Raw genomic sequence first — 20,466 nt, 5'->3', positions numbered from 1 at the left:
GCTACGGATGACGCGGGGACGGCTTGCATAGATGAAACGCTCAGGCGATGAGCCACGTTTGGACGGCTATCGGATGCGTGGGAACAGAGCGACATGGAACTGACCGTCAAGGAACAGGTGAAATACTGGAGCATCGCCGCACTGGTGTTCCTTGTGTTGCTCTGGATGCTGGGCGATGTGATCCTGCCCTTTCTCATCGGGGGCGCGATCGCCTATTTTCTCGACCCGCTCGCGGACCGGCTGGAGCGGATCGGGCTATCGCGACTGATGGCGACCGTCATCATCTCGCTGGCCGCGCTGATGGTGTTCAGCCTGCTGTTGCTGCTGGTTCTGCCAATGGTGATCCAGCAGGGGGCGAGCCTGATCGAGGCCGCGCCGAGCTATGTGGACGCCTTCCAGCGCTACATCGACATCCACTATCCCCAGCTTCTGGACGAGCAAAGCACCATGCGCCAGACGCTCAACACTGTGGCCGCCGCAGTGCAGGACCGGGCGAGTATCTTTGCCGATACAGTCGTGCAATCGCTGTTCGGCGTCATCAACGCGGCGATATTCATCGTCGTTGTCCCGGTGGTGGCCTTCTATATGCTGCTGGACTGGGACAGGATGATCGCCCGCGTCCGCAGCCTTCTTCCGCGCGAACACGCGCCCACGATCTATCGTCTTGCGGGAGAAATCAACCTCGCCCTAGCCGGGTTCATACGGGGGCAGCTTACCGTCTGTCTCATCCTCGGCGCGTGGTATGGCCTCGCGCTCATGGGGGTTGGTCTACAATACGGGCTGTTCATCGGCGTGTTTGCCGGCATGATCGCCTTCATCCCCTATCTTGGCACCTTCGTGGGCGGCGTGACCTCCATCGGAGTGGCGCTTTACCAGTACTGGAACGATCCGTTCTGGATCTTCGTCGTGGTCGGCATCTTCGTCATCGGTCAGATGGTCGAGGGAAATTATCTCACACCGAAGCTTGTAGGCGAATCGGTCGGGCTCCATCCGGTCTGGCTGCTGTTCGCGCTTTCCGCGTTCGGGGCGCTGTTCGGCTTCGTAGGGATGCTCGTGGCGGTGCCCGTTTCCGCCGCGATCGGTGTCATCTGCCGGTTCCTCGTGGAGCGCTACAAGGACAGCCGGCTGTATCGCGGAGCGCCACGTCCCCTCGATGTCGACGATCTCTGACCGGCGAACGATGGAAGCGGACCTGTCCGGTCGGCAACTTCCGCTAGACCTGCCGTTGCCGGAAGCGATGGGGCGGCGGGATTTCTTCGTTTCACCTGCCAATGCGACGGCCGTGGCGATGGTTGACAGCTGGCGCGACTGGCCGGAGGGAAAACTCGCCGTCATCGCCCCGCCCGGAGCGGGCAAGACGCATCTCGCCTCCATCTGGGCGGCCGAGGCCGGGGCGGTGATCCTGCACCCGGCGGACCTGGTGGAAACCTCGCCATTCGCACTCGCCGCCTGGGGGCGGATCGTCATAGAAGACGCGGAGCGGATCGCCGGTCAGCGTGAGGGGGAGACGGCGCTCCTCCACCTCTACAATGTGCTGGGCGGCAACGGCGGGCGGCTTCTGCTCACGGCGTCTGACGAGCCCGCGCGCTGGCCCTTGCTGCTCCCCGATCTGGCGAGCCGCCTTGCCACCCTACCCGTCGCCCGTCTCTCCCGCCCCGATGACGAGCTTTTGACCGCCGTGCTTACCAAGCAATTCGCCGACCGCCAGATCGCCGTGCAACCACAGGTCGTAGACTGGCTCGTAACGCGGATGGATCGTTCGCTGGCCTTCGCCCGCAGGCTCGTGGCAGCATTGGACCGCGCGGCACTGGCGGAGGGTCGCGCTGTCACACGCCCTTTGGCGCAGGTCGTTCTTGCAAGCCTGACCCCCGCCGACGCGTGATCCTCCACCCCAAGTCGCTCTGGACAGCGGGTGAAGGAAGGGCAGATACTGTACCGATAGCAGAGAATTCACAGCAGAGACCGGAACGGCTGTCATCTGCGGGTTACAAGTCTGAATGATAAGCGCGGCATGACATCTCCATCCGATTTCCTCAATGGCGGATTTCCCGCACCTGTCACTCTCCCTTCGGGTGAAGCCGTGGGGCCGTCCCGGTTCTTCAACCGGGAACTTTCCTGGCTCGACTTCAACTGGCGCGTGCTGGAGGAAGCGAAAAATCCGCGTGTGCCGCTGCTGGAACGGCTGCGGTTTCTGACCATCTCCGCCACCAATCTGGACGAGTTCTACACCGTTCGTGTCGCGGGGCTGATGGAGCTGGCGAAGGCGGGCAAAACCAGCCTGTCTGACGACGGGCGCACGCCAGCGGAGCAGCTCGTGCTGATCCATGCCGATGCGCGGCGGCTCATGCAGACCCAGCAGACCACATGGAACAAGCTCCGCCGCGAGATGGAGAAGGAGCGGATCATCCTGCTCACTCCTTCCAAGCTGACGCGGCGGGACGAACGGTTCCTTGACGAATACTTTCTGGCGCAGGTCTTTCCCGTGCTCTCGCCGCTGGCGATCGACCCCGCGCATCCGTTCCCTTTCATCCCCAACATGGGCTACTGCCTCGCGCTCGAACTGCACCGGGAGACGGACAGCAGGATTCTACACGCACTGCTCCCGATACCGCAGCAGATCTCCCGGTTCGTCAGGCTGGCCGGCAAGGACGGCGAGGCGCGTTTCCTGCCGCTGGAGGAGGTGCTGATGCTCCATCTCCACTCCATCTTCCCCGGCTACAAGGTGGCGGGAGGCTGCTCCTTCCGCGTGCTGCGCGACAGCGACATCGAGGTGGAGGACGAGGCCGAGGATCTGGTGCGGGAGTTCGAGGTCGCCCTGAAGCGCCGCCGCCGGGGTGAAGTCATCCACATGCAGATCTCCGCCGGCGCCCCGCCGGAGCTGCAAAGCCTCATCATGGAGGAGCTGGGCGTCACGCCGGACGAGGTGGCGGAAGGTCGTGGCATCGTCGGCATCGCCGACCTGAAGGAACTGATCCTGGACAACCGGCGCGACCTCCTCTGGCCCCCCTTCACGCCCCGGGTGCCGGAACGGGTGCAGGACCATGACGGCGACATATTCGCCGCCATCCGGCAGAAGGACATGCTCCTTCACCACCCCTATGAGACCTTCGACATGGTGATCCGCTTCCTCGAGCAGGCAGCGCGGGATCCCAACGTGCTGGCGATCAAGCAGACGCTCTACCGCACCTCCCGCGAGAGCCCCATCGTCGGCGCCCTGTGCGAGGCCGCGGAATCGGGCAAGTCGGTGACAGCGCTGGTGGAGCTGAAAGCGCGGTTCGACGAAGCCGCGAATATCCGTCAGTCGCGGCGGCTGGAACGGTCGGGCGCCCATGTCGTCTATGGGTTCATCAACTACAAGACGCACGCCAAGATCTCCACCGTCGTACGGCGGGAGGGCGACAACCTCGTGACCTACACTCATTTCGGCACCGGCAACTATCACCCGATCACGGCCCGCATCTATACCGACCTCAGCCTGTTCACCTGCAACCCGGCGCTCGGGCGCGACGCGACGAAAGTGTTCAACTATCTCTCCGGCTACGCACAACCGGAGATGCTGGAAAACCTCTCCATCTCTCCGCTGACGCTGAAATCCAACCTCCTGACCATGATCGCGCGCGAGGCCGAGTTCGCCCGCGCCGGGCGCCGCGCCGAGATCTGGGCCAAGATGAACTCGCTCATCGACCCGGAAGTGATCGACGCGCTCTATGCCGCCAGTCAGGCGGGGGTGAAGATCACGCTTGTCATCCGGGGAATTTGCGGCCTTCGCCCCGGCGTGAAGGGCCTGTCGGAAACCATCCGGGTCAAGTCCATCGTCGGCCGGTTCCTCGAACACAGCCGCATCGTCTGCTTCGGCAATGGCCACGGCCTGCCGTCGCAGCGGGCGCGCGTGTTCATCTCCTCCGCCGACTGGATGGGGCGGAACCTCAACCGACGGGTGGAAACACTGATCGAGATCGTCAACAGCACGGTGCGGACACAGATCCTCAGCCAGATCATGGCGGCAAACCTCGCCGATGTTGAGCAGAGTTGGGTGTTGGCCCCCGACGGTCACTATCAGCGCTATCTCCCGCCACCCGGGACAGAGGCTTTCAACTGCCATCGGTTCTTCATGGAGAACCCCTCCCTCTCCGGGCGTGGCACCGCGGGCGCGGCGGATGCGCCGGTGCTCGCGCTCTCCGTGGATTGACGCTGGGGCTTCCGGCCCCCAGTTGATTGACCATCGGCAACCGGAAAGGCTATTCGGGGGTTGAGCCGAGAGGAGCCGCAGAAGATGGACGCCACATCCACCCCCCCTGCCGACGGCTGGGGCCCGTTCGGGCCGCCGCTCTTTGAAGATCCGTCCGTGCGGGCCTTGTCCCGCGTGGGCGTGATCGATGTCGGATCAAACTCCGTGCGGATGGTCGTATTCGATGGGGCGGCACGCTCACCGGCCTATTTCTACAACGAAAAGATCATGGCGGGACTGGGAGAAGGCCTCGTGGCGACGGGGCGGCTCAACCCCAAGGGCCGCGCCCGTGCGTTGTCAGCGTTGGAGCGGTTCTCTTTGATCGCCAAGGGCATGGATATCATGCGTCTTTCCGTCGTTGCGACCGCTGCGGTGCGCGAGGCGGAGGATGGGCCGGAATTCTCTGCGGAGGTGCTAGAAAAGACCGGACTCCGCCTTCACATCATCGACGGCTCGGAGGAGGCACGGCTCTCGGCTCAGGGTGTTCTGCTGGGCTGGCCGGATGCGGAAGGTATCGTCTGCGATATCGGCGGCAACTCGATGGAACTCGCCCTTGTCAGCAAGGGGGCAATCGGCAAGCGCGTCTCCCTGCCGCTCGGACCGTTCCGCCTTCAGCAGGTGGAGGGAGATGCCGCGGCCCTCCGGAAGCATATCCGCCGCATTCTGACCGAGGCGAAGGAACTGATCGGCGCCAAGCATGAGCGCATCTACCTCGTCGGCGGGTCATGGCGCGCCATTGCCCGGCTGGACATGGAGCGGAAGGCCTACCCGCTGACGGTCCTGCACGAATATCGGATGAGCCGGCAGTCCGTTCTGGACACGGTCGGTTGGATCCGCCGTTCCGATCTCAACTGGCTACGCCTGCAAACGGGGGTGTCCAGCGACCGGATGGCACTGGTACCCTTGGCGGCCGATGTGCTGGAACAGCTCGTGACCATCTTCCGCCCGCGAGAGATCGACGTCTCCTCCTACGGTATCAGGGAGGGGCTGCTCTACGAGCAGATGCCGGAGAAGTTGCGGCGACGGGACCCGCTGATCGAAGCCGCGCGCTACACAGAAGCCTCCAGCGCGCGCATGCCTGGCTTCGGCAAGAAACTGTTCGATTTTCTGTCACCGCTTTACAAGAACGCCCCGCCTGAGCGTCTCCGGCTCATCAAGGCCGCCTGCCTCCTGCACGATACGACATGGCGCGCCCACCCCGACTACCGGGCGGAGGTCTGTTTCGACAACGCCACACGCGCCAACCTCGGCGGGCTGGATCATCCGGGTCGTGTGTTTCTGGGGCTCGCGTTGCTGCATCGCTACAAGAACTCTCGCTCGGGCAGCCGGCTTGAGCCGCTTCTGCAACTGTTGAGCGACAAGGAAATTCAGGACGCGGAAGTGCTCGGGCGCGCGATGCGTTTTGGGGCCATGTTCTTTGTCGAGACGCCGGAAATGGGCGGCAAGCTGAAGTACTACCCGAAGAAAAAGAAGCTCGAACTCATCCTTCAGCCGGAGATGGAGGGCCTGTACGGAGAGGTCGCCGCCGCCCGGTTCAAGGCGCTCGGTGCAGGGCTGCAGGTGGAAACGGCGGTTCGTGTGGCGCGGCAGGTGGCTCCTTCGCCGACCGAGAGGTGATTACAGATCCACTCCCGGCTGTGGTGGCGCGGCGGGATCTGCGGGTGGTGGCACATAGGGCGGGGCATCCGGCTTGCGTCGAATGAGGATATCGCCGTTCTGCTGCACCTCGGGCGAATCATAATTCTTCAGATCGCCGATTCGGTCGGCAAGCGCCCGAAGTGCGGGTCCGACCTCGCCGAAAATTCCCCGCAGCATCGCATCCGCTCCCTCGCGGAACATGTCGAAGCCGCGCTCCATTTCGTTCTGTGCCGTGCCCGGATCGGAAAGACCGGGGGGCGGGGCGGGTGGGTTCGTCTGTGCGGAGGCGCCGCCCACCGTCATAGCCAATGCGGCAGCCAATAGAAAAGGGATGCGATGGCGCGAACAGATCATGACGAAGGTTCCTTGCAGCCCGGCTTATCTAGCGCATACCCGCATTCGCTCAACCCATTCCGGGTGTCAGAGCGGCACGTCGATCGACACCGGGAAGTGGTCGGAGGCGGCGAGCAGCGCCTCCCGCAGCATCGGATCGCCATAACAGGCAGGGTCGTCGAACGGATGCCAGATGCGCCAGCGCGGTTGCAGAGCACGGAGATCCGGCGACACCATGATGTAATCCAGCAAAGCCGACAGATAATGGCCGCTCCCCCCGTCAGGCAGCCAGAAACGTGCGCTCGCAGGCTGCGCCGCGATCCGCTGGGCGAGCGCGCGCCGGGCATTGGCGTCGTAGAGACGTTCGGGCTTTGGCGCGTTCCAGCCCATGACGATCTCGACCGCGGAGCGGCCGAAGAGCTTCTCGTATTCGTCCAGCCCCGGCCCGTCGTTGAAATCCCCCATGACCATGAGCGAGTCGCCCCGCGCAAGTTGCGCGAGCACCCGCTCCCGCAGCCAGATGGCCTGTGCGAGCTGCTTGCGCCGGTTCTGGATCGACAGGCGCATCACCTCATCCTCGTCCACCGCTCCGTGAGGGGCTTTGGACTTGATATGTACGCCGATCATGCGGAAGGCCCGCCCCGACGCCGATACCGCCGCCACCTCCAGCGGCGGCTTACTGAAGGTGACGACATCCTCCGTCCCGTCGATGTCGAGGTCGATACGATAGGTTCCGTCGAACCGCGGTAGCGGATGACTTCCACGCCGCCCGGTGAAGGTCCCCATCGGATCGTGCCGCGCGGTCAGGTGCGCCGGATCATACAGCAGGGCGATCTCCTGCTGCGTGTCATTCCTGAATCCCAGCAGCGACGTATTGGTCCGCAGGCCAAATCGCGCCGCGAAACTCTCCAGTGCCACATGCGTGGCGCGATGGCGGGAATCGTCAGGGGCCTCGACGACCATCACCGCATCCGCATCCACCGCACGGAATACAGTGCCCAAGGCTTTGATCTGTGCCGCACGCCGCACACCGTGGCGCCCGGACCAGCCGTCATCCTCCAAGAGCCGACCGGTATCGTCGAACAGGGAGTTGAACCACTCGACATTATAGGTGGCGATCCGCATGGGCCGGGTCAGGCCGCGCGCTCGCGCCCGATGGTCTCCCAGGCGCGGTTGATGGCGACAAGGCGCCGCTCCGCCAGCCGTACCGCCTCCTGCGGCACGCCCCTTGCCTGCATCCTGTCAGGATGCGAGTCGCGCACCGCGCTGCGCCACGCGTTGCGCACCTCCGTCATCGGCGCATCGGGCGAAACGCCGAGCACCTCGTAGGGGTCCGGCTCGGTATCAGGAACATGGCGCGCGCGCAGCGAACGGTAACAGCGGTCGGAGAGCCCGAAGATCTCCGCCACATCCCTCAGGAATGCCTCTTCCATCTCGTGAAAACCGCCGTCGGCCACTGCAATTCGGAACAGTCCGTCCATCAGGTCGATGAGCACCGGATCGCTCTCCGCCGGGAACATGCCGGCGATCTTGCGGGCATAAGCCTCGTAGCCAGCCACGTCCTGCCGGGCGAGGTTATAGACGCGGGCGGCGTTCGGCTCCTCCTCCTCCGGGATGTGGAACACCTCGCGAAAGGCGGCGACCTCGCTCCGCGTGACCTCGCCATCGGCCTTTGCCATCTTGGCGCCCAGCGCGATCACGGCGATGGTGAAGGCGACGGAGCGCTCGGGCGGCGCGCGCAGCCGTTCGAACACGGCGGAGAGGCCCTCCCCCTGTGCAAGCGCGGACAGCGCATCCCTTATGCGGCTCCAGATCGACATGAGAGGATCATAGCGTCTGCCGCGCTGGAGCGCACACCGTTTTTAGCGCTCGCGGCGTATCCTCCCCGCCCTAGGAACGTCCGTACCAGCGTGCAAGGATGACGCCGGGGGTCGCGGGGGGCGTCCCCCGCGCGGCCGGAGGGTTGATCACCGTCTCCGGAACGTCTCGTGCTCGGTCACGACGGCATCCAGCGGCGCATCCGTATCCTCCACGGGCACAACCGGCACCTCCTGCACCGCGAAGGCAAAGCCGATAGCGCGCACGGGGTGCAGTGCACGGAGCATGGCGAGCGTCCTGTCATAAAACCCGCCGCCATATCCCAGCCGCATGCAGCGCCGGTCAAAGGCGAGCAGCGGCACGACCAGGTACCTGGGCTGCACCCAGACTCCCCGTTCGGGATGCCTTGTGCCGAATGGTCCGGGGGCAAGCGGCGCGCCTTCCTCCCAGAGCCGGAATCTCAGCGGCTGGCCCCTGCCCTCCACGACGGGCAGGCAAACGGGCCATCCCCTCAGTGCGGGAAGGGGGTCGATCTCGCTTCCGATGGGAAGATAGGCGGCAATGGGGTGGCCGTTGGGCGCGCCGATCTCTGCCCTGAGCCTCTCCGCCGCGCGCAGGCCCAGCCCGCTGTCCGTACCGTCCCGGCGCTCCCGCGCCAGTTGCCGCGCCGCGGACTTCATGCGCGCGATCTCCTCCCCGCTCACAACAGCACCGCCGAGGCCAGCGCGAGAAAGGAGAAGAAGCCCACCGCATCCGTCGTCATGGTGACAAAGGTGCCCGACGCCAGCGCCGGGTCCAGCCCCAACCGGTTGAGGGTGAGCGGAATCAGCGTTCCTGCGATGGCGGCGACGATAAGGTTGATAACCATGGCCGCCGCGATCACCCCGCCGAGCAGCGCCGATCCATAGCCCAGCCATCCGACAGAGGCCATGAGCGTGGCAAAGATGATCCCGTTCGTCATGCCCACCATCAGCTCCCGTCGCACGACGCGCCAGGCGTTGGAGGAGGTGAGATCTTTCGTGGCGAGCGAGCGGACGGCGATGGTCAGCGTCTGCGTTCCCGTGTTTCCTCCCATGGAGGCGATGATCGGCATGATCGCTGCCAGCGCCACGATCTGAGCGATAGCACCCTCGAAATGTCCGATCACCAGCGCCGACAGGTTTGTCGCGATGAGATTGACGAAAAGCCAGGGAAACCGCAGCCGCACGGTTTCCAGCACCCCGTCCGACAGGCTTTCGTCGCCCACCCCGCCCAGAAGCAGGATGTCCTCTTCGGCCTCGTCCTCAAGCACACTCATCGCGTCGTCGATGGTGATGACGCCGACCAGCCGCCCGTCCGCATCCACCACCGGCGCGGAGATCAGGTGGTACTGGTTGAAAGCATAGGCCACATCCTCCTGGCTCTGAGTGGCGGGGATGGTCCGGTAGCTGTCCTCCGTGATCTCGGAGAGCTTCCTGTCCCGGCGGGAGGCGAGCATCTTGCCCAGAGCCACATAGCCCGTGGGCCGGTGACGCGGATCGATCAGCACGACATGATAGAACTGATCCGGCAGCCATTCCTCGTTCCGCAGGAAGTCGATGGCATGCCCCACCGTCCAGTCCTCGGGTGCGGTCACCACCTCCCGCTGCATGAGACGACCCGCGGTGTATTCGGGGTAGGAGAGCGCCTGCTCCACCGCCACCCTGTCGGCATCATCCAGCGCATCGAGAACCTGGCGCTGCTGCGGCTCCTCCAGATCCTCGATGATGTCCACGACATCGTCGGAATCGAGTTCCCGGACAGCATTGGCCAGCACGTCCTGCGGCAGTGCCTCGATGACCTCTTCCCGGACGCCCTCCCCCAGCTCGGAGAGAATGTCGCCGTCGATCCCGCCCGGCCAGAGCCGGATCAGCGCCCGCCGCTCGCCCGGGCCGATCTGCTCTAGAAGGTCGGCGATGTCGGCGGCGTGCAGAGGCTCCATGAGCGCATCGAGCAGCGGGGCGTCCTCCGCCTCCACCGCCTCGACAATGGCCTCCACGCGGTCTGGATCCAGCGCATGGGCATCTTCCTCGCGCCGGGAGGTTTCGGGCTCGGTCATGGCGACTCCGTGGCTGGCTGGCTGGACTCGCGGCGGACCTTAGCGGCAACAGCCGCTGCGGAACAGGGGCGGTGGTGCAGGAAATCAACACGCTGCCGGGAGCCGCTGATGAAAACACCCAGCGCCCCTCCCTGGCGCTCCGACGCATTTACGCAACCCGGTCGTCATCATAGGGTGGCGCCCAACCGAAACAGGGAGACGAGCATGCAGACGTTGATCGCGGGACAGGTGATGACCTTTGACGGAGATCCCTTCCGCGACGGGCCGGAAGCTGTTGGCATCGACAGCCATGGCGCTGTTCTGGTGGAAAACGGCCGTATTACCGCCGTCGGTCCGCGCGAACGTCTCGCGCGGGAGGCACCGCAGGCGCAGATCATCGACCACGGCGAGGCCCTGATCTCTCCCGGCTTCGTCGATGCACACGTGCACTACCCCCAGACTGCCATTATCGCGAGCTGGGGCAAACGGCTCATCGACTGGTTGAACAGCTATACCTTCCCGGAGGAGATGCGGTTCTCCGATCCGGCCTATGCCCGCCGGATCGCGGAGCGGTATTTCGACCTGACGCTTTGCAACGGGACCACCACCGTCTGCAGCTATGCCACTATCCACCCAGAGAGCGTGGATGCCCTCTTCGAGGCGGCGGAGGCGCGTGGTCTCCGCGCTCTGACCGGCAAGGTCTGCATGGACAGGAACGCCCCGGACGGGCTGCGGGATACACCCCAATCCGCTTATGATGATTCAAAGCGTCTGCTGGAGAAGTGGCATGGGCGCGGGCGGCTGTCCTATGTCATCACGCCGCGTTTCTCGCCCACTTCCACCCCGGAGCAGCTGCACATGGTCGGGCAGCTCTGGAAGGAGCACCCGGACTGCCTGATGCAGACACATCTGTCCGAGCAGACGGATGAGATCGAATGGGTGAAGGCCCTGCATCCGCAGGCGCGCGATTATCTCGATACCTATGAAGCACAGGGCCTGCTCGGGGAGCGCGCGATCTACGGCCATGCGATCCACCTTACCGCGCGGGAGCGCTCACGCCTGCTGGAGGTCGGTGCGAGCCTTGTGCATTGTCCCACGTCCAACACCTTCATCGGGTCCGGTCTGTTCGACATGGCGGGGCTGAAGGCCGAGGGGCAGCTTGTCGGCCTGGCGACGGATACGGGAGGTGGCTCCTCCTTCTCGATGCTGCGGACCATGGCTGCGGCCTATGAAGTCGGGCAGCTCCGGCATGCGCCCATCCATCCGGCAGCGCTGTGGTGGCTTGCCACAGCAGGCTCCGCGGAGGCGCTGCATCTGGGCGACAGGATCGGGGCGATCCGCGTGGGGATGGAGGCGGACCTGATCGCGGTGGATCTCTCCTCCACACCTGCAATCGCACAACGCTCCGCGCGGGCGGATAACGTTTGGGAGCAGATCTTCGCCACCGTGATGATGGGTGACGATCGCGCCATTCGTGCGGTCTATGTGGCGGGAGAGCCGATCAGCTAATTCTCCAGCGTCGAGAGCGGCACGACCTCCACTTCCGTGTGAGAGAGCCACTCGCCAAGCGCGCGGATGTTTTCCTCCGTCGGCTGCAGCAACAGCGCAGCCGCACCGGACTGCGCTGCACGGTAGAGCGCACGATCCAGCGGTCTGGACACCGGCTCCTCGCTTGCGGACGCAATGAGAGGAAGGCTCAACGCCCCGCCATCCTGCCGGAACAGGTGTGCACCCTGTCCGTCCAGACGCAGCCGGGCCGTGGCTCCGGACAGCGGCTCCTGCTCCTCCTCTCGCTCCACCGCCACGAGTTCCACTCCCTCGGCCGCGAAACGGGCAGCATCCTCGCGGTTGCGGGGATCAAGCGCAACGCTCACCGGAAACGACACCTCACCGACACGTTCGGCCAAGTCAGGCATTTCAGGATCATCAAGCAGGAGGATCGCGAGCCGTGGACCATGGGCCTGCGGCGCCACGGCAGGCTGCGGCTCGACCGGGATCGACTCCACGGCGGAAGCTTCCTCCGGGGGGGGCGGCGCAGCAGGGGGAACAGCCATGTCCTGCGCCGGTGCGTCGCTGTCCGATGCGGGCACAGAGGGAGGGGGCTGAATTTCCGCCGGGGGTTCGGTTTCCGGGGGCGGCGGCGGCTCAAACGCCGGAGGCTCCGGCGCGGGTTCCGCCACTGGAGCCGACTCTGCGGTTGTGGCCGGCGCCGCGGGTGGCGTTGCTTCCCCGCCGTTCTGGGTGGCTGAACTCTGCTCGGCGGGTGTCTGGCCGGCCGCGGTCTGTCCATCCGGCAACTCTCCGCCGGGCGTCTCCGTTGCGGGGGTCTCTCCGGCGGAGGGCTGCGGCGCGGGAGCTGCCGGGGGGGGCGGCGGGGTCTCCTCCGCGCCGGCGGAATCGGAGCTTACGCGCGGCAACGGTACCGCGGGGGCCGCATCCTGACGAGGAATGGAAAGGACTGATGCACCGGCGGCAACGACCACACCAACCGCCATTCCTGACAGCACCCCTTTCAACAATCCGTTCGACACGACACCGCTCCCCGCAAAACAGTTTCCACAGCCCCGGAGGCCTTGACCCGGACGCTGCGACCTGAACATCTATAGCCGCCGTCCGGCGCGGGTTCACCCCCAAAGGCACTCGGGCGACGGGCCGGTGGACCGGCCGCGAACAAGCGCCAGACATACGACGGAGGGCCGCGCCATGCTCCTGCTGATCGATAACTACGACAGCTTCACCTATAACCTCGTGCACTATCTGGGCGAACTCGGCGCGGATGTCGTCGTGCGGCGTAATGATGCCCTGAACGTGCAGGAGGCCATGGCGATGAAGCCCGCCGCCATCCTGCTCTCTCCCGGCCCGTGCGACCCTGCACAGGCGGGCATCTGCCTCGCCCTCACGGAAGCGGCCGCCGAGACCCGGACGCCGCTCTTCGGCGTGTGCCTCGGTCATCAGACCATAGGTCAGGCCTTCGGGGGACGTGTCGTCCGCGCGGGAGAGATCGTGCATGGCAAGATGGGCCGGATCGAACATGCGGGTGCCGGTGTCTTTGCAGGTCTTCCCACACCCTTCGAGGCCACCCGCTACCATTCTCTGATCGTGGAACGGGAGACATTGCCCGACAGTCTTGAAGTGACGGCATGGCTGGCCGACGGGACCATAATGGGGTTGAAGCACCGCGACCTGCCGATCGAGGGCGTTCAGTTCCACCCCGAAAGCATCGCTTCCCAACACGGACACCGCATGCTGGCGACCTTCCTGGAAGGCGCTGGAATTGCAACCCGCCCGCTCTCCACGGGAGAGGCGGCATGAGCGACCGCCTTCGCCCGCTGATCGGTCTTGCAGCGGAACGGCCGCTCACCCGCACGGAAGCGGAGACCGCCTTCGCCGCCTTCTTTGAAGGCGAAGCCACGCCCTCGCAGATGGGCGGCCTGCTCATGGCGCTCCGTACGCGGGGCGAGACTGTGGAGGAATATGCCGCCGCCGCCAGCGCCATGCGCGCCCGCTGCAACGCCGTCCGCGCACCCGAGGGGGCGATAGACATCGTTGGCACCGGTGGCGATGGCAAGGGCACGCTCAACATCTCCACCGCCGCCGCCTTTGTCGTGGCTGGCGCAGGGGTGATCGTGGCCAAGCACGGGAACCGCAACCTGTCCTCCAAATCCGGCTCCGCCGACGCGCTGGGGCAACTGGGCATTGACGTGATGGTCGGTCCCCCCGTCGTGGAGCGGGCGCTCGCCGAGATCGGCATCGGTTTCATGATGGCGGCAATCCATCACCCTGCCATGCGGCACGTGATGGCCACGCGGACGGAACTGGGCACCCGCACGATCTTCAACATCCTTGGGCCGATCACCAATCCCGCCGGGGTGCGCCGCCAACTCACCGGCACCTATGCCGCGCACCTCAACCGTCCGGTGGCAGAGACGCTGGCAGCCCTTGGATCGGACCGCGCATGGATCGTCCATGGAGGCGACGGTACGGATGAGATTTCCATCGCCGGTCCCACGCAGCTCGCCGAACTGAAAGACGGTCAGGTGACGGAGCGGGAAATCCACCCGGAGGAAGCGGGCCTCCCCGTCCATCCTTTCGAGCAGATTCTCGGCGGAACCCCGGCGGAGAATGCCGCCGCGCTCCGCGCTCTTCTCGATGGCGCAGAAGGCGCTTATCGCGACGCGGTGCTGCTGAACGCGGCGGCTGCGCTTGTCGTGGCGGGGCGTGTCGCGACGCTGAAGGATGGCGTGCACCTTGCCCGGGAGAGCATCGACAGTGGCGCCGCCCGCGACAAGGTGCACCGTCTTGCCACATTGACGCAGGCCGCATGACATTTGAATGCGCAACGCCACCCGCCGCCTGGGCCGACCTGCCGTTCTTCGGCCGGGATTGGGCGGAGGTTCGCCACAGGCTCCTCGCCGATACGCGCAGGCTCCAGCCCGGACCGGATGCGGTGTTCCGGGCGCTCGATCTCTGTCCGCCGGAGGACGCGAGGGTGGTGATCCTTGGCCAGGATCCCTATCCGACCGCGGGAAATGCCGATGGATTGGCCTTTTCTGTTCCACCCGGCAGACCGCTTCCCGCCTCGCTCCGCAATATCTACCGCGAGATGGCCGATGATATCGGCTGCACGCCGCCTGATGGCGATCTCGGTCGCTGGGCGGCGCAGGGCGTGCTGCTTCTCAACACCGCCCTCACCGTTCCCGTGGGAGAGGCGAACGGCCATGCGCGGTTGGGCTGGGCACCCCTCGTGGCGGAAGTGCTGGCGCGCGCGGCGGCGCTCCGGCCTCTCGTATTCATCCTCTGGGGCGGCCCCGCGCAGAAGCTGGCGGCAAGGACGGTTGACCTCTCCCCCCATCATGTTATCGCCTCACCTCATCCTTCCCCGCTCTCTTCCTACCGGGGCTTCTTCGGTTCACGACCTTTCAGCCGGACGAATGACTGGCTGACGGCAAGGGGTGAGAAGTCGATCGACTGGTGCCGGTGACGGACCGGGGGTCCGGGGGCGCTGCCCACCGGACAGGGTCGCAGGGGAGCGTGCTTCCCCCCTCTACCCACTCAGACCAGGCCGTTCCGCGCGAACAGGGCGCGCAGATCTTGCTCCGGGCGCGCCCCGATATGCGAGATGACCTCCGCTGCCGCCAGACAACCCATCCGGCAGCAGATTTCCGGCTCATACCCCTCAGACAGCCCCCAGAGGAAGGCGCCAGCAAACAGATCACCGGCGCCGGTCGCATCCACGATTCCGGTTTTTACAGCTGGAACATGCCAGTGCTGACCGCCTTGCATCACATGGGCACCGTTTTCCGAATCCGTTACCACGGCAATCTCCAGCTCTGCCGCGGCGGCGGCCATCGCCTGCTCGAACGTACCACCATACATGGAGACGATCTCGGCCCGGTTGGCAAAGAGCAGGTCCAGATCCTCCCGGATCATCTGCCGGAATGCATCGCGGTGACGATCCACGCAGAACGGGTCCGACAGGGTCAGCGATACGCGGCCCCCTGCCCCTTTCGTCGCCCGGATCGCCTTGGCGAAAGCTTCCATGCTTTCCGGCCCGTCGAAACGGTAGCCTTCCAGATAGATCCAGTCCGCCGCGGCCATCTGACCCTCGTCGATATCCGCAGGCGTCAGGAATTCCGAAATGCCAAGGTATGTGTTCATCGAACGCTCGCCATCCGGCGTCACCAGCACAATACAGCGCCCCGTCTCCTGCAAAGAGTTGGCGGGGGCAAGCGGCGTGTCGTAATCGGCGCCCTGTGCCCGCAGGTCGTGGGCGAAGATCGCGCCGAGCTGATCATCCCGAACCTTTCCGACATAGGCCGTCCGGCCTCCCAATCCGGCGATGCCCGCAACCGTATTAGCTGCGGACCCACCTGATATCTCGCGCGACGGCCCGATATGACCGTAGAGCTCAATCGCGCGGTCCATGTCGATGAGCTGCATGATGCCCTTTTCGACGCCATTCTGTGCAAGAAAGGCCTCGTCGGTGCGGGACAACACGTCAACCATGGCATTACCGATGCCGACGACCTGGTATTTCTTCATTGGGGCCTCCGTTGAATTGGCCGGACCCTCCGATTTTCGTCGCCGGAACGGAAGCCCAAAAGCGCCTCAGGGGGCTTTCGCCTCCGCCTGAAACTTGACGGCACGCTGCACGGCGGGATCTGCGGCCAGCCGGTCATAAAGCGCCATGACATTGGTATAGGCGTCAAGCCCGTCGGGCAGCTTGGCGCGGGCCCAGCGTATCATCGGAAAGGCATAGGCATCTACGACAGATCGGGGTCCGAGGATCCACTCTTTCCCCTCAAGCTGTGCATCCAGCAGCCGGAGATTCTTCCGCACCAGCCCCAGACCCGCTTCGACAACTTGAGCTTTCGCGCCATCGCTTTGGTCGGTGGTGTAGCGGTCGGGCATGAAGACGGGATAGAAAGAGGGATGAAGATCGCCTGTGAGGAAGCAAATCCAGCGTTCGAATTCCGCCTGACCGCGCGTCCCTTCCTCTCCGTCCAGACCGGAATCGGGATGCTTCATCAGCAGGTAGCGCAGGATTGCGCCCGCCTGGGTCAGCACCCAACCATCGTCCTCCTTCAACACCGGCACGGCACCGGACGCATTCATCGCCAGCAGTTCCGCCGAACCGGCAGGGGCAACGACTGCCTCATAGCGCGCCCCGATCCATTCAAGCGCGATATGAGGCCCAAGCGCGCAGGTGCCGTTACGGAAATAGAGAGTGGTCATGGAATCCTCCTTGCGAACAAGGCGGCACGTAGCGCTTTTGGCTCAAGGATCAATCGGCGCGGACATCTTGCCGCCCGCGAGCGTCTTTTCTTCGTAGAGGCAGATGTCCCGGATGAGGCAGACAGCGCAAAGAGGCGCACGTGCCTTGCAGGTGTAGCGTCCGTGCAGGATCAGCCAGTGATGCGCATGGCGCTGGAATTCGACGGGCACGTTATCCTCGATCGCCCGCTCCACCACTTCCACATTGCGCCCCACGGCGATGCCGCTTCTATTTCCGACGCGGAAGATATGGGTGTCCACCGCCTGTGCGGGGAAGCCGAACCAGGTGTTCAGCACCACGTTTGCCGTTTTCCGTCCCACCCCCGGCAGCGTCTCCAGCGCCGCGCGAGACGACGGCACCTCTCCCCCGAAATGCTCCTGCAGCAGTGCGGAGAGTTTCAGCACGTTTCTGGCCTTGTTGCGATAAAGGCCGATGGTTCGGATGTGAGAGATGATGCCCTCCTCGCCCAGAGCCAGCATCTTCGCGGGTGTATCGGCCACTTCGAACAGGCCCTTCGTGGCCTTGTTGACACCGACATCCGTCGCCTGAGCTGAAAGTGCCACCGCGACCAGGAGGGTAAAGGCGTTGGTGTAGTTCAACTCGCCCACAGGCTCCGGCTCCCGCTCCTCGAACCGGCGGAAGACCTCCTTCATGTCGCTATAGTCGAGCTGTCTGGCCATGCTCCCCGCCTACTTCGCCGAAGGCAACACGACAACCCCCCACGGTATTCCGCAGGATCCGGGTCGAGAAAACGCGCTTGCGGGCTTATGCTGCAGGCAAGGAGAAACGCCATGTCCAACGATACCTCACCCGCCAGCTACCACTATGCGCTCATCGCCCGTGCGCTGGACATCATTGATCGCGAGGGGGAGATGCCGCTTGAGACCCTGGCTGCGCAACTGGGCCTGTCTCCCGCGCATTTCCAGCGCACCTTCTCCCGCTGGGTCGGTGTCTCTCCGAAGCGATACCAACAGTATCTGGCGCTCGACCATGCACGCCGGCTGCTGGCCGAGCGGTTTACGGTGCTGGACACCGCTCTCGCCAGCGGTCTTTCAGGGCCGTCACGCCTGCATGACCTGTTCATGAGTTGGGAGGCCATGTCCCCCGGCGATTACGCCAAAGGCGGCGCGGGGTTGACCATCCGTCACACCTTCGCTGCGAGTCCCTTTGGCGACACCGTTGTCATGGCGACAGAGCGCGGGCTTTGCGGGCTAGCCTTCACAGAGGAAACCGGGCGCGACGCGGCGATGGCCGACATGACATCACGTTGGCCCAAGGCGACCTTTCAAGCTGATGAAAGCGTAGCGGGCCTGCTCTCCCCCGCCTTCGGTGGCGAAGGTGAAACCCGGCTCCATCTGATCGGAGCACCCTTCCAGATCAAGGTGTGGGAGGCGCTGATGCAGATCCCGACCGGTCACGTGACGACCTATGGTGAGATCGCGCGGGCCATTGGTTCTCCCAAGGCCAACCGTGCCGTCGGGGCAGCAGTGGGCCGTAATCCGGTCAGCTGGATCATTCCCTGCCACCGGGCGATCTCTTCCAGTGGGCGGCTCACGGGCTACCATTGGGGGCTTCCGGTCAAACGCGCCATGCTGGCATGGGAATCGGCGCGCCTCGACGCGACAATCAACTGAAAGCGTTCGCATTTTCGTGAAATGCCCGGGCTGAGTTGCCGCATCGGGATCGGCGGTGCTATAGCGCTTATGCCCGTGATATCGGGCGAAGAAAAGCACAGGGCGAGGCGGGACATGCACGCAAAAACCTATCTCATCAGCGCGATGCTCGGGGCCTTCGCGCTCTCCGGCTGCGCGACGGGCGATGGCAGCAACTCCGGGGCGCAGACCGGCGCCATTCTCGGCGCGCTTGGCGGTGCCGCGATCGGCTCCACAAGCAAGTCCCACAACAAATGGGTCACGTCCGCTGTCGGCGGCGCAATCGGCGCAGGCATTGGCGGGGCGCTCGGCTCTACCTTGGACGCGCAGGCCGCTGATCTGCGGCGCGACGTCAACAACCCCAATATCGGCATCGTCAACACCGGCAACGAACTCGTTGTGACGCTGCCGGAAGCTATTACCTTCGCCACGGACAGCGCGACGGTGAGCATACAGACCCAGCGCGACATTTCTGCTGTCGCCAAAAACCTTCTGCAATATCCCAACAGCACCATCGTCGTCACCGGGCACACCGATTCTACCGGCACGGCTGCGCATAATCAGGACCTGTCCCAGCGCCGCGCACAATCGGTCGCCAATGTGTTGACCACCAATGGTGTTCCCGCCTACCGCATCAGCACCGTCGGGCGCGCTTCCACCCAGCCCATCGCCAGCAATGCGACGGTAGAGGGTCGTGCACAGAACCGTCGTGTCGAAATCACCATACGCCCGAACGGGTGAACCGGCGCAGCAGCCCATCCGATACTGAAACGAAAAAAGCCCGGCAATGCTGCCGGGCTTTTGCGGTCTGGACAGACGCCTTCAGTGAAGGCGCTTCTCCACTTCGCCAAGAGAACGGTCGATCATCTCGTTCGCCTCATCCTTGGTCATCTGCTTGGCAATGACTTCGCCCGCGGCGGCGACTGCGATGGCAACCGCCTCATCACGCACTTTGCGCACGGCTTCGGCTTCGGCTACACCGATCTGCCCTTCTGCAGTCTGCAGTCGCCGAGCAACAGCGCGTTCGAGATCAACCTTGGCTTGCGCGGCGGCAGCCTCGGCTTCCTTCTTGGCGTTTGCAACGATCTGCTGGGCCTGATCCTGAACTTCGCGCTGACGCCGTTCATAGGAAGCGAGAATTTTCTGCGCCTCCTCTCGAAGCGCCTTTGCTTCTTCGAGTTCGCTCTTGATCGTGACTGCCCGCTTGTCGAGCAGACCCATGACCTTGCCTGGAACACCGAACCACAACAGAATGGCGATGAAGACCAGTGCGCCCAGCATCACCGTGAAGTTCGTATTGTGGAAGGTGAAGAAGCCGTGCGCCGACGCGGCAAGCGCTGGGGTCGCAACCGTCAGTGCCACAGCGGTAGTCGTTATGATCCGCATGACCCTCACCCTTTCACCCGCTGATCGACTGCCTGCACCAGCGCCTCGTCGCCGGCACGACCACCCAGAGCGGTCACGATAGCGCGGGCGGTCTCGTGCGCGACCTCACGCACACTTTCCGCGGCACCGGCGCGGATATCCGCGATCCGTGCTTCGGATTCAGCAGTCCGGGCAGCAATTTCTGCATCTGCGTGCGCGATCGCCGCATCGAGTTCCTTCTGGATCTCGGCACGTGCCGCTTCGGCGATGCGACCAGATTCTGTCCGCGCGTCGGCGAGCGCCTTGGTGTAGGCCTCCTCCGCCGCTTTCGCCTTCAGCTTGAGTTCTTCCGCCTGAGCGATGTCATTGGCAATTGTCCCGTTACGCTCGGACAGCACGCCGGAGATCCGGGGCAGCGCGATGCGCGTCAGGATGAAGTAAATCGCGCCAAGCGCGATAAGGAGCCAGAAGATCTGGTTTGGCCAGACCGAGAAGTCGAGCTGCGGCATACCCGCCGCGGCGACCGCCTCCTCCTGTGCGTAATCCATGTCGCGTCCCCCGAAAGCCTGAAGCGGGCGGCGCCAAGCACCGCCCTACTATC

21 protein-coding genes are annotated in these 20,466 nt (G+C 64.6%); 10 read left to right on the top strand and 11 right to left on the bottom strand.

Annotated elements, in window-relative coordinates; all coding sequences use genetic code 11:
- Positions 1-93: 93 nt before the first annotated feature.
- From CG51_RS01620 to CG51_RS01605, 4 genes are all read left to right on the top strand, one after another.
- Complete coding sequence (locus CG51_RS01620) at positions 94-1,170, top strand: AI-2E family transporter (protein ID WP_035741030.1); 1,077 nt, start codon at positions 94-96, stop codon at positions 1,168-1,170.
- Entirely contained in the window at positions 1,154-1,882 is a 729-nt protein-coding gene (locus CG51_RS01615) for an HdaA/DnaA family protein (protein ID WP_233141338.1), read from the top strand. The genes CG51_RS01620 and CG51_RS01615 overlap by 17 nt, the downstream gene beginning before the upstream one ends.
- A gap of 129 nt (positions 1,883-2,011) precedes the next feature.
- Entirely contained in the window at positions 2,012-4,189 is a 2,178-nt protein-coding gene (locus CG51_RS01610) for an RNA degradosome polyphosphate kinase (RefSeq protein ID WP_035741028.1), read from the top strand.
- An 84-nt stretch (positions 4,190-4,273) separates the two neighbouring features.
- Complete coding sequence (locus tag CG51_RS01605; RefSeq protein ID WP_035741026.1) at positions 4,274-5,845, top strand: Ppx/GppA family phosphatase; 1,572 nt, start codon at positions 4,274-4,276, stop codon at positions 5,843-5,845.
- Here CG51_RS01605 and CG51_RS01600 read toward each other — a convergent pair whose 3' ends face one another.
- The 5 genes from CG51_RS01600 to mgtE form a co-directional block, all read right to left on the bottom strand.
- Positions 5,846-6,220 (bottom strand): hypothetical protein, encoded by a 375-nt coding sequence (locus tag CG51_RS01600; protein ID WP_035741025.1) that lies wholly within the window; start codon positions 6,218-6,220, stop codon positions 5,846-5,848.
- A gap of 66 nt (positions 6,221-6,286) precedes the next feature.
- Positions 6,287-7,324: an endonuclease/exonuclease/phosphatase family protein gene (locus tag CG51_RS01595; protein WP_035741023.1), complete on the bottom strand. Its 1,038-nt coding sequence runs from the start codon at positions 7,322-7,324 to the stop codon at positions 6,287-6,289.
- An 8-nt stretch (positions 7,325-7,332) separates the two neighbouring features.
- Positions 7,333-8,019 (bottom strand): molecular chaperone DjiA, encoded by a 687-nt coding sequence (locus tag CG51_RS01590; RefSeq protein WP_035741021.1) that lies wholly within the window; start codon positions 8,017-8,019, stop codon positions 7,333-7,335.
- Positions 8,020-8,166: 147 nt separating this feature from the next.
- A complete protein-coding gene (locus CG51_RS01585) occupies positions 8,167-8,697 on the bottom strand; it encodes a 5-formyltetrahydrofolate cyclo-ligase (RefSeq protein ID WP_035741020.1) in 531 nt (176 codons plus the stop codon).
- Between the two features lie 20 nt (positions 8,698-8,717).
- Positions 8,718-10,094: a magnesium transporter gene (gene mgtE / locus CG51_RS01580; RefSeq protein WP_035741018.1), complete on the bottom strand. Its 1,377-nt coding sequence runs from the start codon at positions 10,092-10,094 to the stop codon at positions 8,718-8,720.
- A 204-nt stretch (positions 10,095-10,298) separates the two neighbouring features.
- Here mgtE and guaD point away from each other — a divergent pair, with 204 nt between their 5' ends.
- Positions 10,299-11,582: a guanine deaminase gene (gene guaD / locus CG51_RS01575; RefSeq protein WP_035741016.1), complete on the top strand. Its 1,284-nt coding sequence runs from the start codon at positions 10,299-10,301 to the stop codon at positions 11,580-11,582.
- Here the strand turns inward: guaD and CG51_RS19870 are convergent.
- On the bottom strand, positions 11,579-12,127 hold the full coding sequence (locus CG51_RS19870; protein ID WP_143412830.1) for a hypothetical protein: 549 nt from the start codon (positions 12,125-12,127) through the stop codon (positions 11,579-11,581). The two genes, guaD and CG51_RS19870, sit on opposite strands and share 4 nt — an antisense overlap.
- 649 nt (positions 12,128-12,776) lie before the next feature.
- On the opposite strand from CG51_RS19870, the gene CG51_RS01565 reads away from it, so the two are divergent.
- Genes CG51_RS01565 through CG51_RS01555 form a run of 3 tightly spaced genes read left to right on the top strand, consistent with a single transcriptional unit; the run spans position 12,777 to position 15,054 of the window.
- On the top strand, positions 12,777-13,385 hold the full coding sequence (locus CG51_RS01565; RefSeq protein WP_035741012.1) for an anthranilate synthase component II: 609 nt from the start codon (positions 12,777-12,779) through the stop codon (positions 13,383-13,385).
- Positions 13,382-14,398, top strand: coding sequence for an anthranilate phosphoribosyltransferase (gene trpD / locus CG51_RS01560; protein WP_035741010.1), 1,017 nt, complete (start codon positions 13,382-13,384; stop codon positions 14,396-14,398). The genes CG51_RS01565 and trpD overlap by 4 nt, the downstream gene beginning before the upstream one ends.
- Complete coding sequence (locus CG51_RS01555) at positions 14,395-15,054, top strand: uracil-DNA glycosylase (protein ID WP_035741008.1); 660 nt, start codon at positions 14,395-14,397, stop codon at positions 15,052-15,054. The genes trpD and CG51_RS01555 overlap by 4 nt, the downstream gene beginning before the upstream one ends.
- A gap of 71 nt (positions 15,055-15,125) precedes the next feature.
- Here CG51_RS01555 and CG51_RS01550 read toward each other — a convergent pair whose 3' ends face one another.
- The 3 genes from CG51_RS01550 to nth form a co-directional block, all read right to left on the bottom strand.
- Positions 15,126-16,115: an adenosine kinase gene (locus CG51_RS01550; RefSeq protein WP_035741007.1), complete on the bottom strand. Its 990-nt coding sequence runs from the start codon at positions 16,113-16,115 to the stop codon at positions 15,126-15,128.
- A 66-nt stretch (positions 16,116-16,181) separates the two neighbouring features.
- Positions 16,182-16,808: a glutathione S-transferase family protein gene (locus CG51_RS01545; protein ID WP_035741005.1), complete on the bottom strand. Its 627-nt coding sequence runs from the start codon at positions 16,806-16,808 to the stop codon at positions 16,182-16,184.
- Positions 16,809-16,850: 42 nt separating this feature from the next.
- A complete protein-coding gene (nth, locus tag CG51_RS01540; protein WP_035741003.1) occupies positions 16,851-17,528 on the bottom strand; it encodes an endonuclease III in 678 nt (225 codons plus the stop codon).
- 111 nt (positions 17,529-17,639) lie between these two features.
- On the opposite strand from nth, the gene CG51_RS01535 reads away from it, so the two are divergent.
- Together CG51_RS01535 and CG51_RS01530 are read left to right on the top strand one after the other, a co-directional pair.
- Positions 17,640-18,482 (top strand): methylated-DNA--[protein]-cysteine S-methyltransferase, encoded by an 843-nt coding sequence (locus tag CG51_RS01535; protein WP_035741001.1) that lies wholly within the window; start codon positions 17,640-17,642, stop codon positions 18,480-18,482.
- 114 nt (positions 18,483-18,596) lie between these two features.
- Positions 18,597-19,241, top strand: coding sequence for a YiaD family glycine zipper/OmpA-like lipoprotein (locus tag CG51_RS01530; protein WP_035740999.1), 645 nt, complete (start codon positions 18,597-18,599; stop codon positions 19,239-19,241).
- 81 nt (positions 19,242-19,322) lie between these two features.
- Here CG51_RS01530 and CG51_RS01525 read toward each other — a convergent pair whose 3' ends face one another.
- Together CG51_RS01525 and CG51_RS01520 are read right to left on the bottom strand one after the other, a co-directional pair.
- Entirely contained in the window at positions 19,323-19,886 is a 564-nt protein-coding gene (locus CG51_RS01525) for a F0F1 ATP synthase subunit B family protein (RefSeq protein ID WP_035740997.1), read from the bottom strand.
- Between the two features lie 5 nt (positions 19,887-19,891).
- Positions 19,892-20,413: a F0F1 ATP synthase subunit B' gene (locus CG51_RS01520; RefSeq protein ID WP_035740995.1), complete on the bottom strand. Its 522-nt coding sequence runs from the start codon at positions 20,411-20,413 to the stop codon at positions 19,892-19,894.
- Positions 20,414-20,466 lie beyond the last annotated feature (53 nt).

The sequence above is a fragment of the Haematobacter missouriensis genome (assembly GCF_000740775.1).
In the GTDB taxonomy this organism is placed as follows: Bacteria; Pseudomonadota; Alphaproteobacteria; order Rhodobacterales; family Rhodobacteraceae; genus Haematobacter; species Haematobacter missouriensis.
This window is presented reverse-complemented; position numbering and strand designations above follow the sequence as displayed.